At 47.2% G+C, this 13,800-nt stretch carries 12 protein-coding genes; all 12 read right to left on the reverse strand.

From position 1 onward, the window contains the following. Positions 1 to 163: 163 nt before the first annotated feature. Positions 164 to 1,378 carry a M20/M25/M40 family metallo-hydrolase gene (locus tag AB5916_RS06360; protein WP_368189796.1) on the reverse strand — a complete coding sequence of 405 codons (1,215 nt, stop codon included), beginning with the start codon at positions 1,376 to 1,378 and terminating at the stop codon, positions 164 to 166. A 27-nt stretch (positions 1,379 to 1,405) separates the two neighbouring features. After that, the gene (gene dusB, locus AB5916_RS06365; protein ID WP_158422070.1) at positions 1,406 to 2,377 is read right to left on the reverse strand and encodes a tRNA dihydrouridine synthase DusB; all 972 of its coding nucleotides are present in this window, start codon (positions 2,375 to 2,377) and stop codon (positions 1,406 to 1,408) included. Between the two features lie 5 nt (positions 2,378 to 2,382). Further along, entirely contained in the window at positions 2,383 to 2,727 is a 345-nt protein-coding gene (locus AB5916_RS06370; RefSeq protein WP_158422089.1) for a DUF6145 family protein, read from the reverse strand. A 109-nt stretch (positions 2,728 to 2,836) separates the two neighbouring features. Next, positions 2,837 to 3,565 (reverse strand): biotin--[acetyl-CoA-carboxylase] ligase, encoded by a 729-nt coding sequence (locus tag AB5916_RS06375; protein WP_368189799.1) that lies wholly within the window; start codon positions 3,563 to 3,565, stop codon positions 2,837 to 2,839. A gap of 74 nt (positions 3,566 to 3,639) precedes the next feature. Beyond that, positions 3,640 to 4,641 carry an ornithine carbamoyltransferase gene (gene argF, locus AB5916_RS06380; protein ID WP_158422068.1) on the reverse strand — a complete coding sequence of 334 codons (1,002 nt, stop codon included), beginning with the start codon at positions 4,639 to 4,641 and terminating at the stop codon, positions 3,640 to 3,642. Between the two features lie 60 nt (positions 4,642 to 4,701). Next, complete coding sequence (locus tag AB5916_RS06385) at positions 4,702 to 5,640, reverse strand: SPFH domain-containing protein (protein ID WP_368189801.1); 939 nt, start codon at positions 5,638 to 5,640, stop codon at positions 4,702 to 4,704. A 3-nt stretch (positions 5,641 to 5,643) separates the two neighbouring features. Continuing rightward, positions 5,644 to 6,084, reverse strand: a complete 441-nt coding sequence (locus AB5916_RS06390) for an NfeD family protein (RefSeq protein ID WP_158422067.1) — start codon at positions 6,082 to 6,084, stop codon at positions 5,644 to 5,646. A 12-nt stretch (positions 6,085 to 6,096) separates the two neighbouring features. Further along, entirely contained in the window at positions 6,097 to 6,888 is a 792-nt protein-coding gene (locus AB5916_RS06395) for a TrmH family RNA methyltransferase (RefSeq protein ID WP_368189804.1), read from the reverse strand. An 18-nt stretch (positions 6,889 to 6,906) separates the two neighbouring features. Continuing rightward, positions 6,907 to 7,554 carry a TrkA family potassium uptake protein gene (locus AB5916_RS06400; RefSeq protein WP_368189806.1) on the reverse strand — a complete coding sequence of 216 codons (648 nt, stop codon included), beginning with the start codon at positions 7,552 to 7,554 and terminating at the stop codon, positions 6,907 to 6,909. Positions 7,555 to 7,564: 10 nt separating this feature from the next. Beyond that, positions 7,565 to 8,923 (reverse strand): TrkH family potassium uptake protein, encoded by a 1,359-nt coding sequence (locus tag AB5916_RS06405; protein ID WP_368189808.1) that lies wholly within the window; start codon positions 8,921 to 8,923, stop codon positions 7,565 to 7,567. A 34-nt stretch (positions 8,924 to 8,957) separates the two neighbouring features. Further along, positions 8,958 to 9,962 (reverse strand): 6-phosphofructokinase, encoded by a 1,005-nt coding sequence (gene pfkA / locus AB5916_RS06410; protein WP_158422064.1) that lies wholly within the window; start codon positions 9,960 to 9,962, stop codon positions 8,958 to 8,960. Positions 9,963 to 10,308: 346 nt separating this feature from the next. Continuing rightward, the gene (locus AB5916_RS06415) at positions 10,309 to 13,776 is read right to left on the reverse strand and encodes a DNA polymerase III subunit alpha (protein ID WP_368189810.1); all 3,468 of its coding nucleotides are present in this window, start codon (positions 13,774 to 13,776) and stop codon (positions 10,309 to 10,311) included. Positions 13,777 to 13,800 lie beyond the last annotated feature (24 nt).

Consider the following 13,800-nt stretch of genomic DNA (forward strand, 5'->3'; position numbering starts at 1 on the left):
TTGCATTATACAATCTGCACAAAAAATCCTGTCTGCAAGCTATTTTTACTTACAAACAGGATTACAAGATTTCTGATCTATATGATGAGGACAGGATCAAAAGGTCTAAATCCACCTGAGCTTGCTCATAAGTGGATGAAAGACCTTGGGACTCGCCCCCAAATTATGCGTGTCTTATCGGAAGCTGATACTTCCTATATCCCTGAAAACCGGAAAGTGCCAGAACAAGCAACAGTTCCTTCTGGGGTGCCCGCCAAGCCCCCTCAGGCTGAAACCATTCGTGAACCGTATGGGTATCTCCCCCATCTCCTGCACGGCCCAGTGCCACTGCAGGAATCCCCAGGGAAATAGGAATATTGGCATCTGTACTGGATGCATCATGAAATACCGGCGTATAGCCAACAGCACTCGTAGCATCCCAGGCTGCCCGGACAATCAGCTCATCCGGCTTCTGAGCCCCTGCCGGACGTCTTCCTTTTTCCTCAAAGATCACTGTTACCTTCTCTTTTGTATCCCACCGGGCATTTTCCTGGCTGACAGCATCTTCTGTCACCTGCTTAAACTGTGCGGACAATGCAGATAATTCTTCTGCACTGTCAGATCGCAGATCCACCAGCATAGAGCATCTCTCAGGAATACTGTTTACAGAAGTACCTCCCTCCACAACGCCTACATTAAATGTGGTCTTAGGCAGCTTTTTTACCTGAAAATCTGCGATCCGGCTGATGGCCCTTCCCATTGCGTGAACAGGATTGGGAAGTCCGAAATCACTGAAGCTGTGACCGCCCGGTCCTGCAAATGTTACCAGATATCGTTCGCTTCCGGTGGCAGTATGGATGATCCCACCGGGAACCACATTATCTACCGTGATAAAACCATCACAGGCATGTGGATCCCTGAAAATGTATTTTACACCTTTCAGGTCGCCCAGACCTTCCTCGCATACATTGGCGCAGAAGATAATATCTCCTTCCCCATGGATATCCAGAGCCTTCATAGCCCTGGCCACGCTGAGGATCTCTGCAATAGCTCTTGTATCATCATTGATCCCAGGACATGTATACCGGGTTCCTTCTTTTTTGATGGTCAGGTCAGTGCCTTGTGGAAATACCGTATCTGTATGGGCTGCTATCATCACCACCGGTCCTTTACCAGTCCCCTTAATGGTGCCAAATACATTGCCCACCCGGTCCAGACCAACATTGTCCAGACCTATCCTCTCCATCTTATCCATAATGCAGACTGCCCGGTCCTGCTCAAAACCGGAGGGAGCCGGAATCTGTACCAATTCCAGAAGCTCCTTAAGGGTACGGTCATCATCTTCCTTCAGATATGCAAATGCTTTCCGGATGATCTCCATATTTTTCAGCTGTTCCATCCCGTTCTCCTTTCCAGTTCGTCCTGCTTATTCCGGTTGGATCAGCTCCAGCAGCTTCTCCAGCTCTTCATAAGAGGATATATTATTGGATTCCCGGCGCAATGCAGAGCTGTGAGGCAGCCCTGCTGTATACCAGGCCACATGCTTCCGCATCTCCCGGATACCCATATATTCTCCCTTCAAGCCGATCTGCGCCCTTGCATGCCGCAGGATCATCTGGCAGAGCTCTTCTCTGGATGGTCCCGGAAGCAGTTCGCCAGTAGTAAAATAATGATTCATTTCCCGGAAGATCCATGGATTCCCTTCCGCTGCCCGTCCGATCATGATCCCATCACAGCCCGTCTGCTTCATCAGCTCTTCTGCCTTCAAAGGAGAAGTCACATCTCCGTTGCCGATCACAGGAATCTTTACTGCCTCCTTCACCTTACGGATGGCATCCCAGTTAGCCTGACCGGAATAATACTGCTCCCTGGTCCGTCCATGGACTGCAATGGCAGAGGCTCCCGCATCTTCGATCCGTTTGGCGATTTCCGCCAGATCCACAGCTTCTTTTTCAAAACCAATACGGATCTTTGCAGTCACCGGCTTATGGATGGCAGCCACAATACTCTTTATGATCTGGGAAATCCTTTCCGGATCCTTAAGGAGGGCAGAACCTTCCCCGTTATTCACCACCTTTGGCACAGGACAGCCCATATTAATATCCAGAATATCAAAAGGCTGTTCCTCGATGCTGGCAGCCACCTGAGCCATTAATTCCGGCTCATTGCCAAAAAGCTGCATGGATACCGGATGCTCCACCGGGTCGATCTCCATCAGCGCCTTGGTATTCTTATTGTGATAGGAGATAGCCTTTGCGCTGATCATCTCCATGCAGATCAGGCCGGCTCCCTGTTCTTTACAAAGCCTGCGGAAAGCCAGATCTGTAACACCTGCCATAGGGGCAAGCACAAAAGGATTCTCTATTTCAACATTGCCTATTTTCCAACGGAGCTCCATGAAGTCTACTCCTTAATGCCAGCCGGATCTTCTCCCAGGAAAAAGACCCTGTAATATAATTCCAATGATTCCAGAAGTTCACTTTTCTGCTGACGGAGCTGCTTGATCCGCAGCGCACCGCCGATATCGTCATATCGTCCGTCTGCCTCCAATGCCTCTGTCTTAAACTGAAGATCTCCGTTCTGGTCGAACTCCAGTGTAAAAATCCCTCCGATCTCCTCTGTAAAAAGAACGCACATGATCTGCAGTTCTTTCTTTACATGATCCGGGAGAGATGAAAAATCTTCGTTAAAATAATATTTCTGCTCATATGCGCTTGCACCACAGAGCACAATATTGTCCTGATACATCTGTTCATTCCTCTCCTGCAATGTATACTGATTCATTTAATCCATTGCCCTAGTACAGTGAATATTAAGTAACCACCATATTGACTTGCCTTAATTTTCACTGTACTAATCATACGTAGCTGTAAAGACCTCGCACAGATACTTCCCCTGCATTCACAGTAGTATAAGTGCCATCCTGCCGCTCTACGATCAATACGCCAATGTCCGTGATCCCTCTGGCGATCCCTTCAAAAGAATCCTCCCCTGCGATCACACGTACAGGCTGATCCATATTGGCCAGCAGTTCCTCATAATCTTCCCTTATAAGGCTTAAGTCACAGGTCTTGGCAAACTTCTCATAATTCTTCTCAAAAGCCTCCATCACCAGGCCGGGAACCAGGCTTCTGTCAAACTCATGGCCTGCTTCCAGATAAAGGGAAGTAGCTTTATCTGCCATTTCCTCCGGAAACTTCTTAATATTTATATTGATTCCTACGCCAATGACCACGTTGCGGATCTTGTTGCCCTCCACAGCCATCTCTGTAAGGATCCCACAAATCTTCTTATGGGATGCCACCACATCATTAGGCCACTTAATAGTCGTATCAAATCCCAGCTTGTTTACTGCCTGTGCTACAGACAATCCCATAACAATGGTAAGCATAGAAGCATATTTCGGCTCGAACTCCGGCAAAAGCAGCAGACTCATCATAACCGAGGTGCCCCGTGGCGCCTGCCAGGAACGGCCCAGCCGTCCTCTTCCTGCACTCTGATACTCGGCCACAGCCAGCGTACCGTGAGGAAATTTCCTGTCAGCCAGACGCTTGGCCATCAGATTGGTAGAATCTGTTCTTTTCACAAAATGGACGGTTTGACCCGCCCATTTTGTATGAATATTTGCTGAAATTGTATCTTTATCGTATAAAATATCCATTATAATCCTTCCGGTAATCCCAGTGTTGCAGCCATCACAGCTTTGATGGTATGCATACGGTTCTCTGCCTCATCAAATACCTTTGACTGTGCAGACTCAAATACTTCATCAGTAACTTCCATCTCGGTAAGGCCGAAACGCTGTCCCATTTCCTTGCCGATCTTTGTCTTAAGATCATGGAATGCGGGCAGGCAGTGAAGAAAGATTGCCTTCTCTCCTGCATTCTCCATCACATGCTTTGTCACACGGTATGGTGTAAGATCTTTGATACGCTCTTCCCATACCTCATCCGGCTCGCCCATAGATACCCACACATCTGTATAAATAACGTCTGCATTCCTGGTACCTTCCTCTACATCCTCTGTAAGAGTGATAGTTGCTCCGGATTCCTTTGCATACTCATGGCACTGTGCCACCAGTTCATCATTAGGGAAATACTTGCTGTTTGTGCAGGCTGTAAAATGCATACCCAGCTTGGAGCAGGCAACCATCAGGGAATTACCCATGTTATAACGGGCATCGCCCATATATACAAGACGGATCCCCTGCAGATGTCCGAAATGCTCATGGATGGTAAGCATATCTGCCAGCATCTGGGTAGGATGATACTCGTTGGTCAGGCCGTTCCATACCGGGACTCCTGCATATTTTGCCAGTTCTTCCACAATATCCTGGCCAAATCCACGGTATTCAATACCATCATACATCCTGCCAAGAACTCTTGCTGTATCTGCAATACTCTCTTTCTTGCCGATCTGGGAGCCAGTAGGATCCAGATATGTGCTGCCCATGCCAAGGTCATGTGCTGCCACCTCAAAAGAACAACGGGTTCTGGTGCTGGTCTTTTCAAAGATCAGGGCAATATTCTTGCCTTTGTAATACTCAGTAAGCTCACCTGCTTTTTTCTTTGCTTTCAGTTCTGCTGAAAGCTCCAGAAGATAAATGATCTCCTCAGGTGTAAAATCCTTTAATGTAAGAAAATTCCGTCCTTTTAAATTCATAGTCATTCTCCTGTAGTATGTCTTTGCTCTGTTATGCCGGATCTATCCTTGTCAGATTCTTTATTCGGTCTTCTTATCGTCAGTTACAATTTCCTTCAGGGAAGAAGCCAGACCTGCTATTCCCTGGATCTCAGAAGGAATAATGATCTTGGTTGCTTTGCCGTCTGCTACCTTTGTAAGTGCTTCAAAGCTCTTCAAAGTAAGAACTGCATTGTCTGCCCCTGCTTCTTTGATCATACGAAGACCTTCTGCATTTGCCTTCTGTACCTTAAGTACTGCTTCTGCCTGGCCTTCGGCCTCTTTGATCATACGCTCTTTCTGAGCTTCTGCACGAAGGATGGCAGCCTGCTTCTCAGCCTCAGCATCCAGGATCGCAGATTCTTTCTTACCTTCTGCCACAAGGATGGTGGATTTCTTCTCTCCTTCTGCAATCAGGATCGCTTCTCGTCTCTCCCGCTCTGCCTTCATCTGCTTTTCCATGGCTTCCTGGATCGCAGCCGGCGGGATGATATTCTTCAGCTCTACACGATTCACCTTGATGCCCCATGGGTCTGTGGCAACATCAAGGGAGGCACGCATCTTGGTATTGATCACTTCACGGGAGGTAAGTGTTTCATCCAGCTCCATATCTCCGATAATATTCCTAAGTGTGGTGGCTGACAGATTCTCAATGGCCATGATGGGATTCTCCACACCGTAAGCATACAGCTTAGGATCTGTGATCTGGAAAAATACAACGGTGTCGATCTGCATGGTTACATTATCTTTTGTGATCACAGGCTGAGGTGGAAAATCCACTACCTGTTCTTTCAGGTTGACCTTTCTGGCAACTCTCTCGATAAAAGGCACCTTAAAATGTACACCAGTGCCCCATGTGGCACGGTATGCACCAAGGCGTTCCAGCACAACTGCATAAGCCTGGGGAACAATGCGGATACAGGATGCCAGCACCCATAATGCCAGAATAACAATCACCAATAATGCCAAAATTCCTCCCATAAATTAATCCTCCTTTTTCACCTTCACAATTAATTTGACCCCACGGACTTCCGTGATGGTAACTACCGTCTTCTCAGGAATGATCTCCTTGTCATCCGATGTCCTTGCCAGCCATTCAATATCATTGATGCGAACCTGTCCGGTCTGTGCCAGATTGTCAATCTTCTGGATCACTACTGCGGACTGACCCATCAGGCTGTTTACATTGGTACGGACCATGCCCTTATTCAGACATTTCTTTAGTACAGGTCTGGCCAGAATCAGAAGTATCAGAGAAACAGCCAGAAACAGTATGATCTGCAGCCATTCTTCTGCTCCCATGCCTGCAGCAAGAGCAGCCACCAGAGCACCTCCTGCAAACCAGATAGTGGTAAGCTGCACCGTCACGGCTTCAGCTACCAGAAAAAAAGTAAGTATTGCCAGCCAGATAAAGACTTCCTGCATAGAATCTCCTCCTTATCCTCTCCTCTGCCTTGCAGCCTCATACATAAGGATCCCGGCAGCCATGGCCGCATTCAGGGATTCTACCTGCCCGTTCATTGGAATCCGTATCAGACAATCCGCTGCCTGCGACGCCTGATCCGTAAGTCCCTTTCCTTCATTACCGATCAGGAAAGCAGTTCCTCCCTGATAATCCTCTTTATCATAGGTATTCCTGCCCTGCAGATGAGCTGCAAAAAGCCGGATATGATGTTTTTCCAGCTGTTCTTTTAATGATACCACACTTTCCACGTATAGAAAAGGCATTCTGTAAATAGAACCCATGGTGGAACGTATCACCTTGGGATTGGTAATGTCCACACAGGTTCTGGTAAGAAAGATCCCGTCCACTCCGGCGCCCTCGGCTGTACGGAAGATCGTTCCTGCATTGCCCGGATCCTGCAGATCCTCAAGCACCATCACCAGTGGGTGTATTTGATCTGCTGCCCGGCTTCCCCAAATGTCTTCTTCTATATAGGAAGGCTTCTTAAGAAGAGTAAGGATACCCTGCGGTGTCTGAGTATCGCTCATCTGTCTGAATACGGAATCTGAAACCACTTCACAAGGAAAGCCTTCGGCATGGCTCATCAGCTCAGTATCCCCAGTAACAAACTCAGCCAGATAAACTCTGGAAACCCAGTCAGCCGGAGCTTCCAGGAACATCTTCCTGCCCTCTGCCACAAACAGCCCCTGCTCTCTCCTTGCCTTTGCCTTTTGATTTAACTGTATTATATTTTTGATCTGTCCGTTATTCACACTGGTTATCATAAATCAGGAACCTTCCCCTTAGTTCAGTCTTTCCAGTACTTTATTTTTGCCTATAGCTATCAAATGCCAGTCTGCTTCCAGCGGCTTCACCGGGTCCAGATTAATTTCCACATCATTCCCTACCTTGATGGCGATAATATTAATATCATGGCTCTCACGAAGCTGCAATTCCTGCAGGCTTTTGCCTATCCACTCCGTCGGCACAGGAAACTCTGCCATACTGAATTCAGTGGAAAGCTCAAATACATCCAGAAAACCTCCGGACATCAGATTTCTTGCCACACGAAGTCCCATGGACTGCTCCGGATAAATCACCCTGTCTGCGCCGATCTTCTCAAGGATCTTGCCGTGAAGGACATTCATGGCTTTGGCCAGAACATAGGGTACTCCCAGCTCCTTGGCTTGCATAGTGGCCATAATACTGGCTTCCATATTCTCAGCCACTGCGATCACTGCCACATCCACATTCTGCACACCCAGAGCCCGTAAAACTTCAGGCTCACGCACATCTGCACGAACTGCATAAGTAACCTTATCTGCAATCTCCTGGATATTTTCTTCCCTTGCATCAATTGCCAGTACATCACAATCCGACTCTGCCAGTGTTTCTGCCACTGACATACCAAATTGTCCAAGTCCGATCACTGCATAGCTTTTTTCCTTCATGTCATGTCTCCTATCCAATCATCACATCTTCTTCTGCAAGATGGATATTCTCTGATCTGCGCTGTTCTCTTGCCACCACGGCTGCACCTAAAGTAAGAGGGCCGATACGTCCAAGATACATGGTCAGCATTACAATGTATTTCCCTGCCAGACTCAAATGTGGCGTCAGCCCTCTGGACAAACCTACTGTTCCCAGGGCTGAAGTTAATTCATAAATAACGTCCATCAGATCTGCCTGTGGCATCGCTACAGCCAGAAGCATAATCATGATCAATAAAACCAACAAAGACATCCCTGCTACCACAAGGGCAGAACGGATGTAGCTGCTGCGAATCTTCCGATTGTGGCTTTCCACATCCTTATCACCACGAAGATTGGCCCGGATGCTAAGCACTAGCACTGCAATGGTCGTTGTCTTAATACCACCGGCTGTACCCATAGGGGATCCTCCGATGAGCATCAGTACCAGACACAGTACAAAGGTAGCATTGGTAAATGCTGCCTGATCTGTTGTGAAAAATCCGGCGGTCCTGGTGGTCACAGACTGAAAAGCAGATGCAAGCAGCTGCCTGCCTGTAGACATCCCTGCAAAAGTATCCGGATTGTTCCTTTCAAACAAAAAGATCAACAGCGTACCTCCAATAACCAGGATCAGGGTTGTTTTTAATACCAGCTTGCTTTGCAGACGAAGAGTTGCATAAACTTTTTTCACTGACAACTTGTGATTCTGTTTTGCCTTTTTTATTTTTGCCCAAATATCCCACCACACAATAAAGCCAAGACCCGAAGAAATAATCAGAGCCATAGTGGTAAGATTCACCAGCACATTTCCCTGATAGGGAGCCAGACTGGTCTCGCCCAGAAGATCGATCCCTGCATTGCAAAATGCTGACACTGCTGTAAACACTGCATGGACCATTCCCTTACGGAAGCCAAACTGAGGCACAAAACAAAATGCATACAGCACTGCGCCGGTCCCTTCTGCAACAAAAATACAAAGTACAGTTTTTCGCACAACTTTGACCAGTCCTGACATCTGATCCAGGTTATAGGACTCCTTGATCAGCCTCCGGTTCCTCAGGGAAATCTTCTTGTGAAGTCCAATAAACAGTATACTTGCCAGAGATACTACTCCTATGCCTCCGATCTGGATCAGCAAAAGGATAGCCGCTTTGCCTATTGTCGACCAATGGGTAGCTGTGGTCACTGTCACCAGACCGGTTACACACACGCTGGTAGTAGCCGTAAATAATGCATCTGCAAAAGAAGTACTTTCCCCCGGTGCGGTGCAAAACGGGAGCCAGAGAAAAAATCCTCCTACAAAAATTACCCCCGCAAAGCTGAGGGCAATTATTTGTGCTGTTTTCAATTTATGAAATTTTTCCTGTAAACATCGTCTAAAACTATTTCTGTAATCCATGTTTGTCATAATTATGGGAAAGGGATTTACAAACCTCCCACTGATATTCTGAAACGCTCTTCTGCATAGCAAGTGCCTCGTCAATATCGAAGTCCACAAAATCTCCATGACGATATCCAACTACTCTGCAGCTCTTGCCTGCTACCAGAAGGTCTACAGCCATTGCACCCATCATAGATGCATACACACGGTCCTTACATGTAGGGCTTCCACCACGCTGCATGTGTCCAAGGATAGTGGCACGGGTCTCAATACCTGTAGCTGCTTCGATACGTTTTGCCATAGCCTGGGAATTACCGATACCCTCTGCATTTACGATGATATGATGCTTCTTGCCAAGCTTACGGCTCTCAATAATGTTGTTGATCAGCTTCTGCTCATCATAGTCGTATTTCTCAGGGATCAGCACATCCTCTGCACCGTTGGCAATACCGCACCATAATGCCAGATATCCGGCGCCACGGCCCATAACCTCGATAATACTGCATCTCTCATGGGAAGTAGATGTATCACGTACCTTATCGATTGCTTCCATAGCTGTATTAACAGCTGTATCAAATCCGATGGTGTACTCTGTACATGCAATATCCAGGTCGATCGTGCCTGGTACACCGATGGTATTCACACCAAGGGCAGCCAGCTTCTGTGCTCCTGCAAAGGAACCGTCTCCACCGATCACTACCAGTCCGTCAATACCATGCTTCTTGCAGATCTCTGCGCCTCTCTTCTGACCTTCTGCTGTACGGAATTCTGCACAACGTGCTGTATAAAGGATCGTACCGCCACGTTCAATGGTATCGGATACATCCTTCGCTGTCATATCTATAATCTCTTCATTCAGCAGTCCATTATATCCCTTCAGTATACCTTTTACATTTAATCCGCTGCTAAGTCCACGTCTTACCACTGCACGGATTGCTGCGTTCATTCCAGGAGCATCACCGCCGCTGGTAAGGACACCAATGGTCTTAATTTTTTTCTCTGCCATAATAATTACTCCTCCATCTTCTGAGTTCCTTGAGATGCCTGTATTCTCTCTGATACAATCTGCATCTCGGGGTTAATCCTTTTCTACACATATTCAGCACTAGTTTATAGCATCTTTCTGTTTTTTTCAATACTCTGTCCCTGTTTTTTTTCAGAAGCTTTTTATAAACTTTACATTAGAAACTTTTATTCAAGAATGCCTCGGCATTCTTGCTGCGAGGTGCGCGTCATGCAATCGCATGACATACTTCTCCTGCGCACCTCTGCAATCCTGCCGGAGGCTATATCAGCTGGGGGATTGACTCCCAGCTGATATACTTCATAAGAAGCTTTTTACAAATTTCATATCAGAAGCTTTTCAGCGCACGCTCTACCACGCGTACATTCTCACTGCCATATTCCCTCCGGAATTTTTCCAGCCATTCTTCCTGCAAAGCTACCCTGTATCCGGCCGGCAGCTTTTTCATTGCTTTTACATCCTTCAGATAGATCACAACGGAAGCATTGCCCGGAACTGCTCTCAGTTCTTCCATCAAATGTGCTTCCCGGTCTGCATATGCATCCCTGTCATCAAACTGCAGCCAAAGCTCCCTTGGCACTTCTTCAAAGGTACGCACCCTTTCCAGGATCAGCTTGCTGGCCTTGTCATCTTCAGCGGATACCCGTCCCTGGATCAGCACACGGGCATCTTCATCCAAAAGGCTCTGATACTTTTCATAATCCCTTGGAAAAACCACTACTTCCACAGTACCCACCAGATCCTCCAGGGTAACAAAGGCCATCACCTTATTATTCTTGGTATATTTAATGGTTTTCTCGGTCACCATACCACCAACTACAACCTTCTGGTTATCCATTACCACGGAAAGTCCCGTCTCTTCATCCGGCTGAAAATCTGTGGTCTTTGCACTGATATTCTTTTCAAGTATACCTCTGTACTGTTCCAGGGGATGTCCGCTAAGATAAATCCCCAGTACATCTTTTTCAAAGGCCAGGATAACTTCCTTTGCATATTCTCCCACATCTGGCATACTGATCTCATAAGCCTTCTTATCTTCTTCACCAACCAAGTCAAACAGGCTCATCTGTCCTGCCATGCTGTTCTTCTTATTCTGGCTGATATGATCCACTACCCGGCTGTAAACCAGCATTTTCTGCTGCCGGTTGCCTGGCAGGCAGTCAAGTGCCCCTGCCTTGATAAAATTTTCGATGGCGCGTTTATTCACCTGCCCGCTGTTTCTTTCAATGAAATCACTCAGTGTACGGTAGATTCCGTTTTCCCTGCGCTCCTTCACCAGCGATTCGATCACAGGCCTGCCCACACTTTTAATAGCGGAAAGGCCATAACGGATCCTTCCCTGGTCAACAGAAAAGCCACGTTCTCCGTTATTAATATCCGGAGGCAAAATCTGAATTCCCATCTGACGGCATACCTGAATATACTCTGCCACTTTGGCTGGCATTTCGATCACGGAGGTCATAAGCGCAGCCATAAATTCCACAGAATAATAATATTTCAGATAAGCCGTCTGATAAGCTACGATTGCATAAGCTGCCGCATGGGATTTATTAAAAGCATATTTTGCAAAATCAGTCATTTCATCATAGATCTTATTTGCTGTCTTCTCAGAGATCCCGTTGGCAATACAGCCAGGCACTCCCTCCTGCTCATTTCCATATACAAAGTTCTGCCGCTCTTTTTCCATGACAGAAGCTTTTTTCTTGGACATTGCACGACGCACAAGATCACTTCGTCCTAATGTATAGCCTGCCAGATTACGCACAATCTGCATAACCTGCTCCTGATATACGATACATCCGTAGGTTGGGCTAAGGATTGGCTCCAGCTGCGGGCAGTCGTAGCGAATGGTATCCGGACGGTTCTTGCCACGGATATACTGGGGAATAAAATCCATCGGGCCCGGACGATACAGGGAAATACCGGCGATCACATCCTCCAGGCTCTGAGGCTTCAATTCCTTCATAAAGTTCTTCATACCAGAACTTTCCAGCTGGAACACACCATCTGTACGACCTGTGCCAAGGGATGCCAGCACCTTACTGTCATTATAATCAATGTGGGACATATCCAGGGTGATCCCCTTATCTTTCTCCACCATTTTCGCTGCATTCTGGATCACTGTTAATGTACGAAGCCCAAGGAAATCCATTTTCAAAAGGCCCAGTTCTTCCAGCGTAGTCATAGTAAACTGAGCTACAATGGTGCCGTCCTGGGCTCTGGAAAGAGGTACGTATTCATCCACCTCTTTCTGGCTGATCACAACACCGGCTGCATGCATGGAGGTATGCCTTGGAAGTCCTTCCAGGCGCTTTGCCATATCGATCAGATGGTGTACATCCTCCTGCTCGTCATAAGTTTTTTTCAGTTCCGGATTCATTTCCAGTGCTTTATCAATGGTAATATTCAGCTCCTGGGGAATCATCTTTGCAATGGTATCCACCTGGGCATAAGGCATGTCCAATACACGTCCCACATCCCTGATCACACCACGGGCAGCCAATGTACCAAAGGTAACGATCTGCACTACACAGTCCTTACCGTATTTGCGAACCACGTAATCGATCACTTCCTGCCTGCGCTCGAAACAGAAGTCCACATCAATATCCGGCATGGATACTCGTTCCGGATTCAGGAAACGCTCAAAAAGCAGATCGTAACGGATAGGATCCAGCTGGGTGATCCCCAGGGTATAAGCAACCAGGCTTCCAGCTGCAGAACCTCTGCCCGGTCCTACCATGATCTCATGATCCCTTGCATATTTAATAAAGTCCCACACGATCAGGAAATAATCCACGTATCCCATATTTTTGATTGTGGTAAGCTCATAATCCAGACGGCTTTCCAACTCTTCTGTCACCGGATCGTATCGTTCTTCCAGGCCTTCCCGGCACAGCTTATTCAAATATTCCCAGGAGGTATATCCATCCGGCACATCATATCTGGGCAGCTTTGTGTTGCCGAACTCAATATCCACGTGGCACCTCTGCGCGATCTTGTGTGTATTTTCCAGAGCCTCCGGCGCATAAGGAAACAGTGCTGCCATTTCTTCTTCTGACTTAACATAATACTGTCCGCCTTCATAACGCATACGGTCTGTATCTGTAAGCTTCTTGCCGGTCTGCAGGCAAAGCAGGATATCATGGGAATCTGCGTCTGTTTCATAAGTGTAATGCACATCATTGGTGGCAACCAGCTGGATCCCTGTTTCCTGGTGCATCCGCATCAACTGCTGATTGACCATCTGCTGCTGCGGAATCCCGTGATCCTGAAGTTCCAGAAAAAAGTTCCCCTCTCCGAAAATCTCCTGATATCTGAGGGCAGCCTTTTTGCCATCCTCATACATCCCTTTCTGAAGATATCTGGCAACCTCGCCAGCCAGGCAGGCACTTAAGGCAATCAGCCCCTCATGATACTCCCGCAGAAGTTCCAGATCCACTCTTGGCTTGTAGTAAAAACCTTCTACAAAACCCTTGGATACGATCTTCATCAGATTTTGATAACCCTGGTTATTCTCAGCAAGAAGCACCAGATGATAGTATCTGTCATCTCCGCTTCCTACTTCCCTGTCGAACCTGGAGCCGGGAGCCACATACACTTCACATCCAAGGATAGGATTGATGCCTGCCGCTTTTGCCGCACGATAAAAGTCGATCACTCCATACATAACTCCATGGTCTGTGATCGCAGCACTGTCCATTCCCAGTTCCTTCACTCTGGACACATATTCATTTATCTTATTTGATCCATCCAGCAGACTATATTCTGTATGGACATGCAGATGCGTGAAAGCCACTGTGTGTACCTCATTTCCTGTTTA

The organism is Blautia sp. 1033sp1_1033st1_G9_1033SCRN_220408 (genome assembly GCF_040929965.1).
GTDB lineage: Bacteria > Bacillota > Clostridia > Lachnospirales > Lachnospiraceae > Blautia_A > Blautia_A ammoniilytica.